Consider the following 20062-nt stretch of genomic DNA (forward strand, 5'->3'; position numbering starts at 1 on the left):
TGGAGGCCGAAGGAATTCCACCGAATTCCCGGAGAACACACGGCTCCTCGCGGATTCCCTCGTCCCCTGCCGCTCCTCGGAGGCTTTCGTGCACAGAATTCCCCACCTCTGTCAGAACTCCGACGACACCGACCCCGACACCGGCTGGGGAAGGGGCTGAGGGGCGAGATGGCCGATGCGCTCACGGAAAGCCGCGGCGCGGCGCCGGATCCCGGAATTCCGCGAGAGCCCGCCGACGGCACCGGCGGGGGAACCGCCACCGCCGCCCCCTTGCGGCTGACCCTCCTCGGCCCCCTGCGGGCCTCCCGCGGCGGTCTGCCGCTGGCCCTCGGGCCGCTGAAACAGCGCCTCGTCCTGGCGGTCCTGCTCACCCGCCCCAACGCGCCGGTGTCGGTGGAGGAACTGACCGACGCCCTCTGGCCGGACGACCCGCCCCGCACGGCCCGCAAGAACCTCCAGGCCTACGTGTCCACCCTGCGCCGGGTGCTCGATCCCGACGACCTGGGCCGGCTGCGCCACGGCCCCGGCGGCTACGTACTGCACCTCACGACGGAGGAATGCGACACCCTGCGCTTCGGCGAGCTCGCCCGGCGCGGCGACACCGAGGCGCGCGCGGGTGCCCCGAGCCGCGCCGCCCGGACCTACCGGCAGGCGCTGGACCTGTGGCGGCACGACCCCTTCAGCGATCTGGCCCCCCGCGCCGAGGCGCTGCGCGCCGCCGTCGAACGGCAGCACGCCAGGCGGCTGGCCGTCTACGAGGCATGGGCGGAAGCGCAGCTGGAGATCGGGGACCCGGCCCCGGTCGCCGACACCGTGGACGAGATGGTGGTCCGCCACCCCCTGCGGGAGCGGCTGCGCGCCGCCCAGCTCACCGCCCTGCACCAGGTCGGCCGCAGGACCGAGGCCCTGGCCGCCTACGACGACTGCCGTCAGCGGCTCTCCCGGGAACTGGGTCTGGAACCCGGCGCGGCGCTCCAGCGCGCCCACCGCGCCCTGCTGGACGAGGCGGCCCCGCCCCGGCCCCGCGGCGGCCCCGCCGGATCGCGGCTGCTCCTCCCGCCGGACCTCGCCGACTTCACCGGGCGCACCGCGGAACTGGAGTCCGTCCGGACCGGGCTGGAGACCGGGGGCGGGCCCCCGGTCCTCCTCACCGGCGCGGCGGGCGTCGGCAAGACGGCCCTCGCCGTACACGTCGCGCACCGCCTCGCCGCGCGCTACCCCGACGGCGTCGTCGCCACCCGGCTGTGCGCCGAGGACGGCTCGGCACGTCCCTGGGCCTCGGTGCTGGCGGAGCTGGCCCGCTCCCTCGGCTGCACCGAGCGGCTGCCCGCGGACCGGGAGGGGGCCGCCACCGTCTGGCGTTCCTGGCTGTCCGGGCGCCGGATCCTGCTGCTCCTGGACGACGCGCCCGACGCCTCCGCCCTCGGCCCGCTGCTTCCGCCCTCGGGCACCGCCGCCGCGCTGGTCACCTCGCGCGGCCGGCTGCCCTGCCTGGAGCCCGCGCACCGGGTGGAACTCCCGCCGCTGCCGCCCGACGAGGGCCTGGACCTGCTCGGCGCGATCATCGGGCGGTCCCGGCTGACCGCCGAGCGCGCCGCGGCGAAACGCGTTGCCGCCGCCACCGGGTACCTCCCGTTCGCCCTGCGGGCGGCCGGAAACCGCCTGTCCGTACTGCGCCACATGCCGCTCGGCCAGTACGCGGACCGCCTCGAACACCCGCTGGAAGCCCTGGACGAGCTCGCGTCCGGCGGTCTCGGGGTCCGGGCCCGTCTCGCCGGAACCTGGGCCAGGCTCCCCGCTCCCGCCCGCGACTCCCTCCACGCGCTGGCCGCCCTGCCGGACACCTCCTTCGTCCTCCCCGCGGCCGCCCGCGCCCTGGGCAAGGACGGACGGGAGGCGCAGCGCGCCCTGGAGGAACTGATCGACGTCGGCGTCCTGCCGCCGCCCTCCCCGCCCGAGGTGACCGCGCACACGGCCACGGCCCCGGAAGCGGTGCGCTACGAACTGCCGTGGCTGACCCTGCTGTTCGCGCGGGAACAGGCGGCCGTGCCGGGAGAGCGGTGCTGACCCTTCCCGCTCCTCCGGCGGAGGCCTCGCGCCGTGCGCGCCTTCGGGTGCCGCGCCGGCCACGGCCCGTCCCGCCTGGGGCCGGGCCGTGCGAGCCCTCCCGGGGCGGACGGGCGGCGCCCGGTCCGGTGCGCCCCTCGGCCACCAGCCGCCCGGGGCCCGCCCCGGCGGGGTTCTCGGGCCCCGCCGACGGCCGCCGGGGCCGGACCGGAGGGCTGCCGGGGTTCTCGGGCCCGGCCCGCGGTCGTCTAGGCCGGACCGGAGGACTGCACGCGGGCCAGATACCCCGCCTGGAAGCGGCTGGCCGCGCCCAACTGCTCCATGATCTCCGCGATGTGCTTGCGACAGGTGCGCAGCGACATGCCCAGCCGCCGGGCCACCATCTCGTCCTTCATGCCCTCGGCCAGCAGCCGTACGATGGCCTGCTTCACCTCGTCCCGCGCCGAACTCTCCGTCCAGCCGGGGTGGTAGGGCTCGGCCAGCGACCAGGCGTGATCGAAGGTCGCGCAGAGATAGGAGACGGTGGACGGCTCCTGGATGACGATGGCCGCGTCCAGGTCGTCCTGGTGCGGGATGAACACCGTCTCCCCGTCGAAGGCGACCATGCGGCCGAACAGTTCGCTCAGCGTCCTGATCTCGGCGCCCTCGTCGGTCATCCGCCGCGCGTACTCCTGGGTGGGCAGGTGGTAGCGGGCCGTGTGCTGGTACAGCGTGCGCATGCGTATGCCGCGGCGCAGCATGTCGCGGTCCTGCACGAACGCCTGCTCCAGCAGCGCCGGGGAGCGGCCGCCGCCGGGGTGGCAGGTGCGGACCTCCTTCCGGCACCGCATGGTCGCCTCGGTGATCATGCCCACGACGGTCTTCAGGTCCGTGACCTCCGTCAGCGGCGCCCGCCCCTGCCACTGCCGCCGGCCTTCCGCGTGGAACGGCGCCAGGAGGGAGAGCTCCGCCCGCAGCCGGTCGATCTCGGCGAGCTGTCGGCGCAGCCCCGCCTCCCGCGGCGCGACCAGCGCGGCGAGGGCCGCGTCCGGCGCGACCGCCACGAACTGGTCGGGGCTGCCCGGCAGACGGCGCAGCAGCAGGAGTTCGGTCAGCGTCGCCACGGCGGAGGCCGCGCGGCCCTCCGGCAGCCCCAGCGTCGTGCCCAGCGTTCCCGCGTCGCACGACCCCCGGTCGCTCACCCACCGGAACACCCGGACGGCGTCCTCGGACAATTGCGTCTCGTGCGACGGCCACCCCGCCGCCGTACGAGGGTCCGGAACCACCCCGTCCCCACCGATGCCGCCCACCCAACCCCCTCGTCAGCCGGAAGACCCCGGCACCCGCTGCCGTGTCCATTGTTCAGATGTGCGATGGAGTTTCCCAGACCCACCTGGAAGGAATCACTGTGAAACCGGCCAAAGGCGCATTCGTCCTGCTCTTCGGGCGCTTCACCGTGCTCGGCCACTGGGCGCGTGCCCGGCGTCGCCGGGGCGGTGGTGACGGAGCCACGGCCCGCGAGGTCCTCGACCAGCCCCCGCGCCCGGTGCGCGGGGGCGACGACGGCTCGCCGACCGTTCCCACACCGCACTGGTGACGGCCCGTCGGACCGGTACGGGGCGACGGCGGCCCGCATTTCCCCTTCCGGCGTTCCGTGCGCGCGGGACGGCGGGTTAAGGTCGGGTTCCGCGAGGATCTTGCACGGAGGGGCCCGGGGATGGAGAACAGTGCGCCGGTGCGCCGGGGGCGACCCCCGGGCGCCCAGACCGTCGAAGGTGAACTGACGGGCCGTCAAGTGGCTATCGTCCGCTACATCACCGAATGCGTCGCCCGGCAGGGCTATCCTCCGTCGATGCGGGAGATCGGCCAGGCCGTCGAACTCTCCAGCACCAGTTCGGTCGCCCACCAACTGGGCGCACTGGAACTCAAGGGAGTCCTCTACCGCGACCCCCACCGTCCCCGCGCCTACCGCGTGCGCCCTTCCTGGGCCCCCGAGCTCGCCGGCCGCGGCCCGGAGCCGGCCGAGGTGCCGCTCGTCGGGCGGATCGCCGCCGGCGCACCACTGCTCGCCGACGAGATGGTCGAGGACGTCTACCCCCTGCCCCGCCAAGTGGTCGGCGAGGGCGAGCTGTTCGCCCTGACCGTGTCCGGCGACAGCATGATCGACGCGGCGATCTGCGACGGCGACATCGTGACCGTCCGCAAGCAGGACAGCGCCGAACACGGCGACATCGTCGCCGCCCTGCTGGAGGACGAGGCCACCGTCAAGGTCCTGCACCGCCAGGACGGACAGGTGTGGCTGATGCCGCGCAACACGTCCTTCGCCCCGATCCCCGGCGACGACGCCCGCATCCTCGGCAAGGTGGTCGGAGTCCTGCGCCTGCTCTAGGACCTGCGGCGGCACACCGGCATCCACGTCAGCCTGATCAGGTCCTACGCAGGACTTGATCAACGAAGTCGGAGGTCGCGCGGACAGGCGGGTTGACCTTCACGCCTGCCGGTGTCGCGCTACGAGACCGGTGAGGTGATGCACGGGGACGCCATCGGTGAGGTGATCGCCTCGGCGGATCCGTCGCTGGGCGCAGGGGACCTGGTGGTACATCGGCTGGGCCGGCGGGAGTACGCCGTGGCCCGGGCCGGTGCGTTCCGCCGCGTCGACAAGGACGCCTGCCCGACCCCCTCCGTGCGCCTCGGTTTCGACGCGGCGTTCGACCACCACGACGGCCCCGTCCTCGACCGACTGCGCGACACCCTCGTTCATCGGATGCCCTGGCCGGCAGCGCGCGGCGACTCAGCGGGAAAGCGGGCCGCCTGATTCCCGCGCCGAGTGATCACGGAGTGATCACCGACTCGGCCCCTGCGAACGCGTGAGCTTGTCGACAGCTCGGGACGTCCGTTGTGGCCGAGCGTTTCAGTCGGCAGGTGAGCGGCAGGGATGTCAACCCCAGGTCTGGTGGCACAGGGTCGTGATCTCGGGGGAGGCGACCCCGTCCGCCTGGCGGCACAGCCGACGCATCTGGTCGGGCAGGGGTTGCGGACGGACGCGCGGTGTCCGCGGAGCCGGGTGGCGGTGGGTCCTCGCGCGAGAGTGCGCTCGCGGCGGCTGCCGGTGCCGCGGGGCGGCTCGCGGGTGCGGTACCGCACGCGCCGGCGGAACCGCGCGAGGCGTGGTGCGTCGTGCTGGTCCCGCCGCCCGACGGTGAGGAGCCGTCGCGGCCCTGGCCGCACGCCGCGGCCGCTCGGGTTCGGTCCTCACCAGAGCAGAACGAGGCGAGGACTGCACCACCGGCACGGACCTCGGTGTGGCCGCGCCGTCCGCCGTGAGCGAGGCGCGTACCCCCGGACGGCCGTCGACCGGTGGGACGTCGGAGGCCACGGTGGTGCAGCCCGTGACACCGAGCAGAGCCAGGAGCAGGACGGTCGGCAGACGAGGAGACACAGGCCCACTGTGCTGCACCGCGAAGACGGGCGGGCGGCACCACGCGGCGGATCATCACAAGGCGGGAAGGCGCCACTGCGGGTTGACGAGGCAGCCCGGAGCCGCGGGGCGGGACGTGCCTGGCCAGAAGGAGCAGTCGAGGAAGTCCGCGACGGCGACCACGTACCGCCCTCGTGGCGCCTCGTGCCCCGCCCGGTCCCGGCGGCCGCCGTCAGACCACCTGATGTGCCCCGGGGCCGGTGGAGTCCGGGTGCGGCCCCGGTCGGAGTGCCGACAGGAACCCGGGGCTTGTGGGCCGCGCCTCACGTCATCGATCGTCGTGCCCATGGAGATTCTGATGACCTGCCTGGTCTCACTGGCCACCGTGAACGTCGTGCTGGGTCTGGCGACCCGGCGGTGGCGGCGGTCGGTGGAGGCCCGGACGGTCCGGCAGGTGCGGGCTTGGCCGGGGCTCGACGCGTACCACGCGGACCTGCTGAGCACCTCCGAACCGTTGTGCTCGACCGACCACCAACCCGGCAGACTGGCGCAGAACTCCTCTCGCGCGGCCTCGGTGGCCGTCCGTCTGATGAGTGAGGACGGGCTGCTCGACAGGCGCGGCATGAAGCTGGCGGAGACCGCGGCCGAGCCGGTCCACCCGGTCACCGCGGCCGCGTTCCGCTTCCTCGGCCGGTACCAGACCGCCCGCGAACGCCCGCGCGTCGGTGACATCGGACGCGACCCGGACTTCCAGGCGGCCGTCCGCACGCACCTGGAGGACCTCTTCGCCCACGCCCCCGCCACCCGCCGTCACTTGGGCACCACGATCAACCAACTGGCCCTCTGGTGCTACGGCCTCGGCGCGGCGGCCCCCGCCGTGCACGTCTTCTTCACAGCGCTCCGCACCGACCCCGGCGACCCCTACGTCCGCCAAGGCTCCTTCGTGCTGGCTCTGCTCGTCTTCGTGGCGGCTCTGATCGTGCTCACGGCCCAGGCAGGAAACACGTGGCACCCCCTCGAAGGCTTGGAAACCCCCATCGCCCTCAAAGAACTGGCCCCACCCCGCGAAGACCCCCTGGACCTAGCCGAAGGCTCCGGGGAGATGCCGGGGGACGGCGTCGGGGAAACCGTCGGCGCCGACGCCGGGGAAACGTCGGCCGACCACGGCGGGGAAGCCTCGGCCGACGAGTAGGCGGCGGGGAACATCCGAAGTCACGGCCCAAGGGCGGCTCCGGTCCACCGGGTCGTTCGTGATCGACTGCCCACGCCCATGACGGAGGCGGTCGATCACTGAGCGCTGAGCGCTGAGCGTTCTCGTCGAAGGGTGCGTGGTCTGCTCAGAGTTGGTCGGGGTGAGCGGCAGAGGCAGAACCTGCGCGCCGCCGTTCTTCCGCTCGCGTCGCTCCCTTGTCCCCCGTCCGGCCGTGCAGCAGACTGACAGCGCTGCGGAAGGGACCCCGGTGGAGGGGGATCTATGGCCATGGAGGCCGAGCGCGCGCTGGGCGCCTTTATCCGTAACCATCCGACGGACAACGCGCGTCGCGGGCGCGTCGCGATCGGTGCGCTGCTGGCCGGCTTGGTCCTTGCGGCTGTCGCTGTTCCGGTGTCCATGGCCGTCTTCTCCGAGGACGGTGATGGCGCGCAATTCGCTGGACTGCTGTGGGGCGGCGCCCTCGTAGGGCTTTACGGCGGCGTTTCCAACGGCCTGCGGACCTTGCGGCGGCACGGTGAAGTCTTTGTGCTGCGCGAAGGCGGACTGGTCTACCGGCGGACCGGGGAGACCCGGGTGCTGCCCTGGACGGCGGTCCGCAGTGTGGTCGAGCGTGGGCAGGGCCACGCCCTGGGTCGGCTCATGGGCTGGGACGTCCACCTGGTCATCCGGCTCCGGGACGGCGGACGGCTGCTGCTGACCGGCTACACCGAGGACGCGACCCGGCTCACCGCGCAGATCCAGACCGCGGTGGCGACCACGGCGGCCCGCACCCGGTAGGGCAGCGCTCAGCCCTCATCGAGGGACTCTGCTGGGAATCTCGAGGACGGGCAGTTGACGATCGTGACGTTGCGTCAGGGTCGTTGGAGCGTTCCGCCGATGTTTCTCGGGAGCCCGGTATCCGCGCGACGGCCGCCCCGGGCCGTCGCCCGTCTCGAACAGGTGGGCACCGGCGCCCGGGAACTGCTCGCGCGACTCCATGCCCGCTTCCCCGGCGGTGCCGTTCCGGCGCAGGCCCAAGTGCTCTGAAAGAGCATGGCGCAGCACTTTCTGGTAGACGGGCGCGGAAAGTTCCGGCCGCGCACCGAGCGCGGCGGTCAGCCGCTCTCCCGGATACGGATCGAGCCGCCGTACGAGGCGGAGGCCCGCTGGGCACGGCGCGGTGACACCCGCTGGACCGGCTGTCTCGTGCACGTGACAGAGACCTGCGACGACAAGGGCGTCAATGTCGTCACCGACGTGGCCACCGTCGTCCCCAGCGCTGACAGCCAGGCCCTGCCCGGCATCCATGCGTGCCTCAGGCGGCTCCGCCCGCTGCCCGGACAGCGCCTGGTCGACGGCGGCTACACCTCCGTCGCCGGCATGGACGAAGCGGCAATTGGCGGGACCTTCCGGTGAAGGAGCCGACATCGGTGGTGGTCCGCTTCGACGCCCGCCAGTGCGGTCGCTGCCCCGAGAAGAGCGCATGCACGCCGGGCCGGTTTCGCCGCCTGGCCAAGACGCACGTCCGGCACGTTCTGACCGCACTCGCGATCAACGTCGAGCGACTGAGCGTCCAAGAGCCCGTCGACAGCTCCTGCTCTGCTCCGCCGGCCGTGACCGGGAGTGCGGGAGCCGGCACGGCGGGCCCCGGTCCCGTGCGTGGCAGCGCGGGACCGGAACCCGGCCTCATGGGTTTGCTCAGTAGGAGCCGGTGCGGTCGGAGTAGACCTGGGCGCCGCTGTCCCACTCGCCGAACGCGTAGGAGGTGACGTTGGCGTCGTTGACCATCAGGGTGAAGCAGGACGTGCCGGTGGTGGCCACGGCGCAGGTGTATTCGCGGCCGTCGCTGTTGCGGTGGACGCCCGCGGACGGCGTGAACTGGCTGCGGGTGTCGTACGAGGCGTTGGTGATGCGGCCCCACGCCGCACGGCAGGAGGCGCTGTAGCGCAGCTGCAGCGTCGCCTGGCCCAGCGTCACGCTCTTCACGGTCTCCGCGTCGTCCTGGCAGTACGTGCTGGGGTTCTTGCCGTCGCAGGAGGAGCCCGAGCAGGTGGCGGCGCTGGCCGTGGGGGCCATGCCGATGGTGGCCGCGGCCGCGAAGAGGACCGTCACGGCGGAACGGGTGATCAAGGTGCGTGCGCGCACGGAAGTACTCCTGAAGGGGGGATGGAGGGGCGCGGTCCCGTGGGGGCCGTCCCGGCGCATGTCGAGCCGGGACGCCGGGGCGCCCGTTGATGATCAATTTTTGCATGCTCATGACCCTCTCGTCATCAACTACCCGGCAGAAATGATCAGTTGACGATCGATGGTGATTGATTTTGAGGGGAGTCCGTCGACCTTGCTCCGGCTTGTCCGGTGACGAGGGTGCGGCAGACCGGGCCGGGGCGCGACCGGCCTTCCCCGGACGGGAACCGAGGGGGTCCGTCGGTCCGCGCGGTCGATGCAGATCACGTCCACCGTCACCGGGGCCTCGCGCAGCACCCCGACGGCGGTGCGGCGTCCAGCCCCGCCACCCACCCCCGTCGACCCTGACGCAACGTCACGATCGTCAACTGCCCGTCCTCAAGGTTCCCGGCAGAGTCGATCACTGGTCATGGGCGCGTCTCAGCGAGGGCATGAGGCGGAGCGCGTTGTCGCGGTTGACGCCACGACGTTGGCGGTCGGTCAGGACGGGGTCGGTCTCGACGGCCGGCACGGTGAAGCCGGTGATGACGTCGGCGGAGGCGGCGGGCCAGTCGGTGCCGAAGAGGATCCGGTCGGCACCGGCGGTGGCCACCAGGGTGCCCGAGGGGGCCAGCGGGCCCGCCGTGTCGTAGTAGAAGCGGTGAAGATGGTCCCGTACACGGGCGGCATCGAGGGGTGGGGTGCAGAAGCCGCCGAAAGCCTCCATGCGGGTGGCGATCTGAGGGAGGAATCCGCCGGCGTGCGGCAGGACGACCGACAGGCGCGGGTAGCGGTCGAGTGCCCTGGTACGGATCAGGTTCACGGCGGCACGCGTGGTGTCCAGCAGGAAATCGCACATGAAGTTCGGAATCCCGGGGACGGTGGGCACACCGGGGGGCCCGCCCGGGAGGTCGAGCGGGTGGGTGAAGACGACCGCGGCGCGTTCGTCGAGTTCTGCGAGGAAGCGGTCGTACGAGGGATCACCGAGGTAGACGCCGTTGTAGTTGGCCTTCACGCTGGCCCCGACGGCACCGAGCTCGTCGAAGGCGCGGCGGAGGGCCCACGTGGTCACTTCGGGATGGTCCAGGACGGCAGGACCGAGGACGGCGAAACGGTTCGGGTGCAGTGCCACCAAGTCGGTCAGCGCTTCGAAGACGACGGTGAGGCCTTCCCTGGCCTGCGCCGCGGAGCGGTACCGGTCCTGCATGGTCGGGTTGAGGACCGCGGTCGCGATTCCCACCCGGTCCATCAGCGCCAGAGTGGAGTCCAGATCCCAGCGCGCCCACCACGGCAGCTCCTGCCGCCGCACCAGGCCCTCGCGCTCGGCCCAGTCGACCCATGCCGGAGCGGTGAAATGGTGGTGGACGTCGATCCTCGCCCGGCCGGCGTCACCCCCGCTCCCCTCGCCCCGCGGCACCGCTTCCTCCCTGGCCAGAGCGCTGGACCCGCCCGCGGCAGCGACGGTGGCCGCCACCGCTCCACCGGTGACGATCAGACTGCGCCGACTCATGGCCCGGTTCGATTCCGGCATCCGCGTGTCCCATCCGTAGCGCCATCGGTCTGCCGCACCACGATGGCCCGGTGACCGGCCCACGATCCCCACGGCGCGCCCTGTCCGAGGCCGGTTACCCCGGACGGAGTGCGGTCCGGAGGGGCCCGTCGGTTCCCGCCGCCGTCCGGTTCCAGGACGGACGCAGGGAACCCCGCCTTCGCTGTCCCGCAGGGCCCGGCCGCGGCCGCGGGCACCGACAGCCCCGGGAGTCCCGCCGAAGTGAGGCTCTTGCTAGGGCGAGTGACGCCACAACAGACTTGCGGAGCCCCTTGCCTCCCCTCTGTCACGTGGAGTCGTGTCCATGTCCCGCCTGATTCCGGATACCCGGCCGCAGCGTGTCCTCGCGGCTTCGGAGTTCGTCCACACCATCGGCACCGGCCTCTATCTGACCGCCGGAGTGCTGTACTTCACCGAGGCGGTCCACCTTCCGGCGGACCAGGTGGGACTCGGTCTCGGACTGGCCGGGCTCGCCGCGCTGACGCTGGGGGTCACGGTCGGCCATCTGGCGGACCGGTACGGAGCACGCGGCGTCTACCGGGCCACGCTCGTGGTGCAGGCGCTGGCCACGGCCTGCTTCGTACTGGCGGACAGCTTCTGGCCGTTCGTGCTCGCGGTCTGCGCGGCCGCCGGGGCGAAGACGGCCGGAGTCGCCGCCCACAGCCCGCTCGTCAGGCACTACGGAGGGGACCGGCCGCAGGAGTTCCGGGCCTATCTCCGCGCGGTGACCAACGTCGGCATCTCCCTCGGCGCGGTGCTGGCCGGCTGGGTGGTCCAGGTCGGCACCCTCACCGCGTACCAGCTGATGGTCCTGGGCAACGCGTTCGCCTTCGTGGTCTGCGCGGTGCTCCTGACCCTGCTCCCGCCGGTCGAACCGGTCCCCACCGACGGCGGCCCCCGCTGGACCGCCCTCCGCGACCACCCCTACCTGCTGCTCACCGCCCTCGACGGCGTCATGGCCGTCCAGTTCAAGGTCCTCACCGTGGGCATCCCGCTCTGGCTCGTCGGTGCCACCGCCGCCCCTCACTGGCTCATCTCGGGCACGATCATCACCAGCACCGTCATCGTCGTCGCGTTCCAGGTGCGAGCGAGCCGCAGCATAGTCTCCGCCTCGGCCGGCGGAACCGCCTACCGCCGGGCGGGCGTGGCCTTCCTCGTCTCCTGCTCGCTGATCTCGCTGTCCGCCGGGACACCGGCGTGGGCCGCCGCGACGCTGCTCCTGGTCGCGGCGGTGATCCACACTGTCGGCGAACTGTGGTATTCCGCCGCCGGTTTCGAGGTGTCTTTCGCCTTCGCCCCGCGGCACGCCACCGGCCAGTACCTGGGTGTGTTCGGTCTGGGCGCGGGGCTGGCCGAGGCCTTCGGGCCGGGTCTGCTGATCGCGCTCTGCATCACCTGGGGCCGCCCCGGGTGGTACGTCGTGGGAGCCATATTCGCGCTGACCGGCCTGGCGGCACCGCTCGCCGTCCGCCGGGCGCAACGCCGGCAGGACGCCGTGCGGACCCCGTCCGAGCCTGCCGGGACCGAGAACGTGTCAGCCGCCTGACCGAAGGGCGGGAAAAGCGGGAAACCCCGGAAGCCCGGAAAGGGCGGCCGGGTCCGGGGTCCGGGCGTCCACGACGGCGGATCGGACCCCGGCCGCCCCGCTCAGCGGGCGACCAGACGCACGGCGGCGTGCGCGGGACCGTTCACCGTGATCGAACGCAGCGGCTCCACGTCTCCGGCCGGTTCGACGACGGCGACCGACTCCACGAGCGTCTCCAGGAGCATCCGCATCTGGTGACGGGCCATGGTGCTCCCGATGCAGACGTGTTCACCCGTGCCCAGCGCCAGATGGCGGTTGGGCTGCCGGCCGAGGTCGAACCGTTCGGGTTCGGTGAACACCGACTCGTCCCGGTTGGCCGAGGGGATCCACAGCACCACCCGGTCCCCGGCCGCGATGCGCCTGCCCCCGACGACGGTGTCCGTCGTGGCCGTCCGCATGCTGTGCGTGGCGCTGCTCGTCCACCGCAGCACCTCCTCCGCCGCGGTCCTGAGGAGTTCGTCGTCCCGCTCCCGCACCAGCCGCCGCCACTGCCGCGGATGCCCGGCGAGGGCGAGGATCCCCGAGGCCATCGACAGCCCCGCGTTCTCCGACGCCCCGACGAGGTTCTCGCAGCTCAGCAGGATCTCGGTCTCGGTCAGCAGCTCGCCCTGGACCTCGTTGTTCACGAACATGCCCATCGCGTCGTCGGCGGGCTCCTCCATCCGTGCGTACATCATGTCGATGAAGTAGCGCATCAGCGCGAGATGGCTGGTGAGGGGCTTGCCGGACTCGAACGCCTCCGTCGTCCAGGCCAGCAGTTGCCCGCGGTCCTCCGGCGGCACCCCGAGCAGCCTGCCGATGTTGTGGCTGGACAGGCGGGCCCCGATGTCGTGGACCACGTCGCAGGTGCCCGCCTCGACGGCTCGGGCCACCACCGAGCGGATCTCGGCGCGCATCTCGTCCGCCAGGGAGCGGGCGCAGCGTTCGCTGAACCGGTCGGCCACCTGCCCGCGCAGGGCGCGGTGCCTGGGCGGGTCGGTGAGGGCCATGGTCCGGCCGCTGCCGGGGTCCTCACCCAGGTCCGTCGGCCGCAGCAGGACGCCCCGGGCCGAACTGAAGACGGCCGGGTCCTGGTACACCTGCCGGATGTCGTCGTAGCGGGTGAGCGACCAGAAGCCCGGCAGGTCGCCCGGTTCGTGCCAGTGGACCGGGGCGTGCCGTCTCATCCAGCGCCACAGACCGAACACCTCGCCGGAGGCGTGCAGTTCGGGGTCGACGACATCGGCGGGGGAGTGAGTGATCACGGTCATTTCGCGGCTCCTGCGGCGATCAGGGCGAGACGGTCGTGGAAGCCCTTGAGCAGATCGAGTGCGGTGGTCCCGGTGACGGCGGCACGCCGGAACGAGAGCACCACGTCGAGCGCGCCGTCCTCGTCCGGCCACACCTCGAGGTGCAGTTCCACGGGCAGGGCGGCGTACGGCTGGCGCAGGTGCGCGGCGGTCACACCGGGCAGGTCGAGCCGGGGCGGAGGGTTGTCCTGGAGGGCGAAGAGGCACTGGAACACCGGCGGGCGCCCGGACGCCGTCCCGGCTCCCTGCGCGATGTCCGCGAAGGGCACGTCGCCACGGGCGAAGGCGCGGTGGACCACCGCACCGGTCTCCCGGACACCGCTCTCGCCGCCGGCCACCGCGTCGCCGCGCAGCCGCACCGGCATCATGTCGATCAGACAGCCGACGGTCTCCTCCAGCTCCGGGACGGTGCGCTCGGCGACGGGCACGCCCACGGCGAAGTCCCGCCGGCCGCAGACCTCGGCCAGGACGTCCGCCCAGGCCGACAGGAGCACCACGAACCTGCTCGCACCGAGCGCCGTGCCCGCCGCGTCGAGGCTCGCGGTGAGGTCCGCGGGTACGGACACGTCGAGGCGCCCCACCCCGGTCTCCCCGGGGACGGGCCGTTCCGGCCAGTGGATCGGGGGCACGTCCCGGAACTCCTCGCGTGCCCGCTCGGCGCGCTCCGCCCGGTCCGTGAGGGCCGTGGCCGCCGTGGTCAGCCGGGCCCGCTCGGCCAGGGTGGGCGGGACGGGCCGGGGCTCGCGCCCGGCGTAGGCGTCGGACAGGTCGCGCGCCAGGACGGACTCCGACCGTCCGTCGAAGGCGATGTGGTGGACGAGGAGCCCGAACAGTCGACCCCCTGTCCCGGTCACCGGCACCAGCGCGGCGCGCCACAGGTCGGCGTCCTGGGGTTCGAGGGGCTCGTCGAAGAGCTGCCGCAGCGCGGCGACCGCCTCGTCGGTGGTCGGCCGGGCGTCCAGGAGCTCCAGGGGCGGGGCACAGATGTCGGTGACCTCGGCGTGGGGGCGGGGATCGGCCCGGAAGGCGGTGCGCAGCACCTGGTGCCGTTCGTGGACGGCGGCGACGGCGTCCTCCAGCCGGTCCTGGTCGAGCGGGCCGTCCAGGTGCCAGACCATCAGGCAGTATCCGGAACGGTCCTGGGGCGCCGTCAGGTGCCGGGCCAGGAAGACCAGCTCCATGGCGGTCAGCGGGATGCCACCGGCGGGCGGCGGTACGACGTCCGTGCCCCGCGCCGGGCCGTCCGTGCCGTCCGGGCCCCGCGCCGAGCGGAGCCAGGATCCGAGGCGTTCGGCCGACGCGTGCTCGTAGAGGCTCGACAGCGGTACGGGCCGTCCCGTCCGCCTGCGGATACGGGTGCAGGCGCGGGCGGCCTGGAGCGAGGAGCCGCCCAGGTCGAAGAAGGGGGTGCGGGCCGGCACGGCCGTTCTGCCCAGCACCTCGGCGAACGCCTCCGCCACCAGGCGGACCAGCGGGTCGTCGGCCGGGGCACGGCGGTCCTCGGCCGGGCCGTGGCGGTCCTCGGCCGGTGTGGCGGGCACGCTCGCCAGCAGGGCCCGGTCGTCCAGCTTCCCCCGGTCGGTCAGCGGGAACGAGTCCACGAAGGCGACGTGGGCGGGGCGCTGGTAGGCGGGCAGGTGGCGGGCGAGGACCGCCGGTACGTCCGGCGGCGCGCCCTCGGCCGGGCCGGGTAAGCAGAAGGCCAGCAGTTCGAAGGCGCCCGCGGGTTCGTTCCAGCGGGGGACCACCCGGCAGTCCGCGACGTACGGGACCAGGCGCTCGATCTGCCGCTCCACCTCGGCCGGTTCGACACGGTTGCCGCGGATCTTCACCTGCCGGTCGATCCGCCCGCGGAACTCCACGATCCCGTTCTCGTCCCGGGTTCCCAGGTCCCCGGTGCGGTACAGCCGGACCTGCTCGCCGTCGACGTCGACGCTGATGAACTTCTCGGCGGTGAGGGCGGGTTCGCCGAGGTAGCCGAGGGCCAGCCCGTCGCCCGCGACACAGATCTCTCCCGGCTCCCCGGCCGCGCCGGGGCTGCCGTCCCGGAGGACGAGGACGGAGGTGCCGGGCACCGGACGCCCCAGCGGGATGCCGTCGGGCCGGGCGCAGTCCTCGGCGGTGATCCGGTGCGTGGTGGTGAACACCGTGCTCTCGACCGGGCCGTAGCCGTTGACGAGGGCCGTTTCGGGGAACCGGTCGAGGAAGCGGCCGACGTGCCGCACGGACAGGCGCTCACCGCCGATGATCACCTGGGACAGGCCGCTCAGCGCGGTCAGGTCCTCGTCGACGATCAGGTTGAACAGGCTGCTGGTCAGCCACACCGTGTTCACGCCGTGGTCGGTGACCATCGCGCGCAGGGCCTCGGCCGTCAGGAACGGCTCGTCGATCAGGACACCGGTGCCGCCGTTGTACAGCGCGGCCCACAGTTCGAGGGAGAAGGCGTCCCACGGCAGTGCCGCCGCGAGGGGGACGACCGTGTCCCGGTCGAAACGCGCGAAGGTGTCCGGCCGGAAGAGCCGCGCCGTCGCCCGGTGCGGGGTGATCACCCCTTTGGGCCGTCCCGTGGTCCCCGAGGTGAAGAACACGCAGCACGCGTCCCGGTCCCGTACGGCCACCACGGGGCGGCGGGCGCGGCGTTCCCCTTCACCGTCGCCGCCCGTACCGCCGTCGGCCGTACGATCCTCCGTGCCGCCGTCGGCCGGTTTCCACAGCGGTGCGGACAGTCCCTCCGCCGCGCCGGGCCCGCCGACGACGAGAGGGGGCCGGAGCTGTTCCACCACCGCGTCGAGACGGGCGGGCGGCCAGTCCGGATCGAGCAGCGCGTACGCGGCGCCGAGTTTGAGCACGGCCAGCAGGGCGGCCACCAGGTCGACGGACCGGGGCAACAGGATCGGCACGACATGACCCTGCCGGACACCGGCGGCGGCGAGCCGGTCGGCCAATTCCTCCGCGCGGGCGTCCAATTCCCCGTACGACACCCGGGCGTTCCGGGCGATGAGGGCCGTGCGCCGTGGCCGAGCGCGTGCCTGTGCGGCGAAGACGTCATGCAGTCCTTCCCCCGGTGATTCCCCGACAACTCCCGCAGTCCACGACGCATTCGACTGCAACACATCAACTCCCTTCACAGCCCCGCGCAATGAGGGGTTCGAGAGCGCATCATCAGGACCGTACGACGTTGTCACGTCCGCTCATTTCCTGCCAACCCCCCTTTCGTAGAACGTGATGGAAACAAGCATCACGCGAATACGGCTGGGCCGATCCCTCGTTCACCGGTGGCGAACTGTGCCATGATCGCAGCGCGGTCCGAGGAAACCGGTCCCGTCCACCGCCGAAGGCCGCCCATTTCACGCGAGAACAACGCGACAGCAGCACAACATCAGACCGAATATCCGATTTCTGGCGGCATGATGGGGGACGTTGTGACGAGTCGGGATCGCTCCTTGGACATCGCGGTCACTGGCATGGCGGCACGGTTACCGGGCCCCCGTGGAATCGACGACTGGTGGGATTCCCAGCTCCACGGGAGGGTGCACAGCAGGAGATACACCCGGGAGGAGTCGGTCGCGGCCGGAGTGCCCGCCGCGCTCGCCGCCGACCCGGACTACGTGCCCGTACGCGGTCATCTCGACGACTGGGACCGCTTCGACCACGAATTCTTCCAGATCCGCAAGCGCGAGGCGGAACTGATGGACCCCCAGCACCGCTGGATGCTGGAGGTGGCCTGGAACGCCCTCGAGGACGCGGGGTCCCTGCCCCGCGCGGGCACGCCGGTGACCAGCGTCTACGCGTCCATGACGGGCAGTGGTTATCTGCGCGCGATGATCCGCGGCGGGAACGTCGATCCGGGCCTGCTGGACGACATGGTCCACGGCACCGAGCCGGACTTCATGGCGAGCCGCGTGGCCTACAGACTCGGCCTGACCGGACCGGCCTTCGCCGTGCAGACGGCCTGTTCCTCCTCACTGGTCGCCGTGCACCTGGCGGTGCAGGCGCTGCTGGGCGGCGACTGCGACCAGGCCCTCGTGGTGGGGGCAGGGTTCGGCTATCCCCAGGCGGGCCATCTGCACCAGCCGGGCGGCGTGCTGTCCGCCACGGGTGCGTGCAGGCCGTTCGACCGGCACGCGGACGGGGTGATCGCCGGGTCCGGCGCGGGCGCCGTGGTGCTGCGCCGTCTGTCGGACGTCACCGAGGACGACCCCGCTCCGTACGGCGTCATCCTGGGCACCGCGATCAACAACGACGGGAACACCAAGGCCGGTTACTACGCGCCGTCCTCCGCGGGGCAGGAGCGGGTCATCGGCGCGGCGCTGAGCGCGGCCGAGGTCGACGGCGGGTCCATCGGCTATCTGGAGACCCACGGCACCGGCACCCGGATCGGCGACCCGATCGAGTGGGCGGCGGCCGACGCCGCGCTGCGCGGGGCGGGAGCACGGCCGGGCAGTGTGGCGGTGGGCGCCCTGAAGGCGAGCGTCGGCCATCTGGACGCCGCCGCGGGAGTCGCCGCGCTGATCAGGGCCCTGCTCGTGGTGCGCAGCGGTGTGATCCCGCCCGTCGCGGGGTTCACCGAGCGCAATCCCCTGCTGGAGGAGAGCGAGGGGTGCCCCCTCTACATACCCACCGAGGCCGTCCCCTGGCCCGGGGGCCGTCCGCGGCGCGCAGGGGTGAGCGCGTTCGGGATCGGCGGGACCAACGCCCACGTGGTGATCGAGCAGGCGCCACCGCGCGAGCCGGCCGCGTCCGTCGCGGTCCCCGTCCCCGCCTCCGCCTCCGCCTCCGCTTCCGTCGAGGTGCCGGTGCCGCGTGAGCGTCTGGTGCTGCTCTCGGCGGCGGATCCCGAGGCACTCGACCGAGTGGCCGACGGCCTGGCCGCCCACCTGGAAGCCCGCGACCCGGATCTCGGCGAGGTCTGCAACACCCTGGCCGAGGGTCGGCCGGCCCTCGGCGAGCGCCTCGCGGTCACGGGCCGTACGAGTGCCGAGGTGGCCGAGCGCCTGTCCGGCCGGTCCGGGGTGTCCCGGGGCAGCGCGCCGGTGACGGGTCCCGCCCCGGTGGTCCTCCTCTTCCCCGGCGGGGGCACCCAACGCCCGGCCATGGCCGAGCCCTTCACCGTCCTTCCCGCCTTCGGCCGGGCGCTCGACCGATGCCTGGCGGCCTTCGGCTCCCCGCTGGCGGAGCGGATCCGGCAGGCGCTGTTCGACCCGGACTTCCCCGCCGACGAGCTGAACCGGCCCGGACTGGCACAGCCGGCTCTCTTCGCCGTCGGCCACGCGGCGGCGACCGCGCTCCAAGAGCTGGGGGTCCGGCCGGCCGCGGTGTGCGGGCACAGTTCCGGCGAGATCGCCGCGGCCGCCGTCGCCGGGGTCTTCGGCCTGGAGGACGCGGCCGCGTTCATCACCGCGCGCGGCCAGGCCATGCAGGACTGCCCGGAGGGCGCGATGCTGGCCATCGGGGCGGATGTGAAGCGGGCCCTCGCGCTCGCCGAGGAGTGGGGTCTCGGCCTCGACGTGGCCGCAGTCAACGGCCCCGACTCCTGTGTGCTGGGCGGGCCGGTCGAGGAGGTGGACGAGTACCTCCGGCGCATCGGCGACACCTTCTTCGTACGGCGCCTGCGCTACACCCACGCGGGCCACTCCCGTCTGATCGAGCCCGCGCTGCCCACGCTCACCCGGGTGATGGCGGGGATCGAGCTCCGTCCGTCCGCCCTCCCGATCGCGCTCAACGTGTCCGGCCGGGTCGTCGCTGCCGGCACCGTCCTCCCGCGCGACATGTTCGTCACCCAGGTCCGGCAGTCCGTGCTGTTCGGCACCGCCCTCGACTCCCTGGCCGCGCACCTTCCGGGTGCCCTGGCCGTGGAGATCGGTCCGGGGCGCCCCCTCTCCCCGATGGCGGAGGCGGCCGGCCTCTCCGCGGTCGCCCTGGACCAGGCCAGGGACATGCCGGGATCGGCCGTGCTCGCCGGCGTCGGCGCCCTGTGGACCCGGGGACAGCCGGTCGCGCCGGCCGGCGGCGGCCACCGGACCAGGCTGCCCGGCTACCCCTTCGCGGGACCGCATTCGGTGGCCCCGGAAGCACTCGCCTCACCCGAACCCGAACCCGAACCCCAACCCCAACCCGAGCCGAGCCGGTCCCCGGTCCCCGTGCCGCTGCCGGAGCAGCTCGGCGAGCGGCCGGAACCCGAGAGCCCGGCACCCCCGGCCGACCCCGCGGAGGCAGTGGCACGGATCTGGGCGGAACTGCTCGGCCGTGACGAGTTCCCGGCGGACGCCGACTTCTTCGAGCAGGGCGGCGACTCCCTGCTGATCATCAGGCTCATCCGCAGGGTGAACGACGAGTTCGGCATCCGTGTCCCCGTGCGCGAGATGCTGGCCCGGCGGACGCTGAACGGTCATGTCGCGCTGGCCCGCCGGGTCCTGGAGGCGGACGGACAGGGCGCGTAGAGCGGGCAGGGCACCCCGGGCGGGTACGGAGAGGGGCGGGAAGGACGCGGCCCGCCGACCGGCCCGGCGCGCCCCGCTCGACGGACCCCTCGGTTTCCGCACCCGGGACCGCGGGCGACGTCGCCGCGCTTCGACAGTCGTCCCATTTCACGCATCGACGACTCACGACTTCGAAGGAGTCGAAACGCCCGTACCCTCCGGCCGTCGAGCACGAGTTAATTTATGCACCGGCGTGCATAACTCACCCGCGCGACACGGATCACGCAATTCCGCTTTCGGGTGGTCCGCGTGCGACGAACCGCACAACCCGATTCCAATCGGGACAACCAATGCCCCGCCCGCACAGGTCCATTGCACAGATCAAGTCGCCCTCCTATGAT

General features: G+C 72.9%; 14 protein-coding genes. 9 read left to right on the forward strand and 5 right to left on the reverse strand.

Features of this window, described 5'->3' with window-relative positions:
• Positions 1-168 precede the first annotated feature (168 nt).
• A complete protein-coding gene (locus ACFW6B_RS03410; protein WP_386591635.1) occupies positions 169-2067 on the forward strand; it encodes a BTAD domain-containing putative transcriptional regulator in 1899 nt (632 codons plus the stop codon).
• A 248-nt stretch (positions 2068-2315) separates the two neighbouring features.
• Here the strand turns inward: ACFW6B_RS03410 and ACFW6B_RS03415 are convergent, their stop codons facing one another.
• Positions 2316-3281, reverse strand: coding sequence for a LuxR C-terminal-related transcriptional regulator (locus ACFW6B_RS03415; protein ID WP_386591636.1), 966 nt, complete (start codon positions 3279-3281; stop codon positions 2316-2318).
• 173 nt (positions 3282-3454) lie between these two features.
• Between ACFW6B_RS03415 and ACFW6B_RS03420 the strand changes: the two genes are divergently transcribed.
• The 6 genes from ACFW6B_RS03420 (at position 3455) to ACFW6B_RS03445 (ending at position 8072) form a co-directional block, all read left to right on the forward strand.
• Positions 3455-3643 carry a hypothetical protein gene (locus ACFW6B_RS03420; RefSeq protein ID WP_386591637.1) on the forward strand — a complete coding sequence of 63 codons (189 nt, stop codon included), beginning with the start codon at positions 3455-3457 and terminating at the stop codon, positions 3641-3643.
• Positions 3644-3763: 120 nt separating this feature from the next.
• On the forward strand, positions 3764-4435 hold the full coding sequence (gene lexA, locus ACFW6B_RS03425) for a transcriptional repressor LexA (protein ID WP_386591638.1): 672 nt from the start codon (positions 3764-3766) through the stop codon (positions 4433-4435).
• Positions 4436-4546: 111 nt separating this feature from the next.
• The gene (locus ACFW6B_RS03430) at positions 4547-4861 is read left to right on the forward strand and encodes a hypothetical protein (protein ID WP_386591639.1); all 315 of its coding nucleotides are present in this window, start codon (positions 4547-4549) and stop codon (positions 4859-4861) included.
• A 949-nt stretch (positions 4862-5810) separates the two neighbouring features.
• On the forward strand, positions 5811-6656 hold the full coding sequence (locus tag ACFW6B_RS03435) for a hypothetical protein (protein WP_386591640.1): 846 nt from the start codon (positions 5811-5813) through the stop codon (positions 6654-6656).
• Positions 6657-6938: 282 nt separating this feature from the next.
• A complete protein-coding gene (locus ACFW6B_RS03440) occupies positions 6939-7454 on the forward strand; it encodes a hypothetical protein (RefSeq protein ID WP_386591641.1) in 516 nt (171 codons plus the stop codon).
• 255 nt (positions 7455-7709) lie between these two features.
• Positions 7710-8072 carry a hypothetical protein gene (locus tag ACFW6B_RS03445; RefSeq protein WP_386591642.1) on the forward strand — a complete coding sequence of 121 codons (363 nt, stop codon included), beginning with the start codon at positions 7710-7712 and terminating at the stop codon, positions 8070-8072.
• A gap of 282 nt (positions 8073-8354) precedes the next feature.
• On the opposite strand, the gene ACFW6B_RS03450 is transcribed toward ACFW6B_RS03445, so the two are convergent.
• On the reverse strand, positions 8355-8801 hold the full coding sequence (locus tag ACFW6B_RS03450; RefSeq protein ID WP_386591643.1) for a DUF2690 domain-containing protein: 447 nt from the start codon (positions 8799-8801) through the stop codon (positions 8355-8357).
• Positions 8802-9240: 439 nt separating this feature from the next.
• Positions 9241-10329, reverse strand: coding sequence for an amidohydrolase family protein (locus tag ACFW6B_RS03455; protein WP_386591644.1), 1089 nt, complete (start codon positions 10327-10329; stop codon positions 9241-9243).
• A gap of 343 nt (positions 10330-10672) precedes the next feature.
• Here ACFW6B_RS03455 and ACFW6B_RS03460 point away from each other — a divergent pair, with 343 nt between their 5' ends.
• Positions 10673-11914: an MFS transporter gene (locus ACFW6B_RS03460; RefSeq protein ID WP_386591646.1), complete on the forward strand. Its 1242-nt coding sequence runs from the start codon at positions 10673-10675 to the stop codon at positions 11912-11914.
• Positions 11915-12015: 101 nt separating this feature from the next.
• Here ACFW6B_RS03460 and ACFW6B_RS03465 read toward each other — a convergent pair whose 3' ends face one another.
• Both ACFW6B_RS03465 and ACFW6B_RS03470 read right to left on the reverse strand, forming a co-directional pair.
• Entirely contained in the window at positions 12016-13203 is a 1188-nt protein-coding gene (locus ACFW6B_RS03465) for a cytochrome P450 (protein WP_386591647.1), read from the reverse strand.
• Positions 13200-16427, reverse strand: a complete 3228-nt coding sequence (locus ACFW6B_RS03470; protein ID WP_386591648.1) for an amino acid adenylation domain-containing protein — start codon at positions 16425-16427, stop codon at positions 13200-13202. Before ACFW6B_RS03470 ends, ACFW6B_RS03465 begins: the two co-directional genes overlap by 4 nt.
• Before the next feature lie 225 nt (positions 16428-16652).
• Between ACFW6B_RS03470 and ACFW6B_RS03475 the strand changes: the two genes are divergently transcribed.
• Positions 16653-19682 (forward strand): type I polyketide synthase, encoded by a 3030-nt coding sequence (locus ACFW6B_RS03475; RefSeq protein WP_386591720.1) that lies wholly within the window; start codon positions 16653-16655, stop codon positions 19680-19682.
• Positions 19683-20062 lie beyond the last annotated feature (380 nt).

It is taken from the genome of Streptomyces sp. NPDC058751 (assembly GCF_042746485.1).
Lineage (GTDB): Bacteria > Actinomycetota > Actinomycetes > Streptomycetales > Streptomycetaceae > Streptomyces.